Source organism: Acetobacter malorum (assembly GCF_002153605.1).
Classification (GTDB): Bacteria; Pseudomonadota; Alphaproteobacteria; order Acetobacterales; family Acetobacteraceae; genus Acetobacter; species Acetobacter malorum_A.
On the sequence record NZ_JOPG01000073.1, the window covers coordinates 1 to 305 of the forward strand.

Annotated in this window: 1 protein-coding gene; it reads left to right on the forward strand. The window is 60.7% G+C overall.

Annotated features, from left to right (window positions below; all coding sequences use genetic code 11):
- Window positions 1-305, forward strand: a 305-nt coding sequence (locus HK23_RS13945; RefSeq protein ID WP_306300696.1) for an aminoacyl--tRNA ligase-related protein, incomplete at both ends; no start/stop codon positions are given.

Consider the following 305-nt stretch of genomic DNA (forward strand, 5'->3'; position numbering starts at 1 on the left):
CTGACATACACCCACAATCCCGGCGAAGGCGCCTTCTACGGCCCGAAACTGGAGTTCGTGCTGCGGGACGCCATCGGACGGGACTGGCAATGCGGTACAGTTCAAGTCGATCTCAACCTGCCGGGACGGCTGGACGCACACTATGTCGGTGCCGATAGCCAGAAGCACACGCCTGTCATGCTGCATCGCGCCTTGTTTGGCTCACTTGAGCGCTTCATTGGCATTCTTCTGGAGCACCATGCAGGCCATCTGCCGTTCTGGCTCGCACCGGTGCAGGTCGTTGTCGCGACGATCACAGAGGAGGC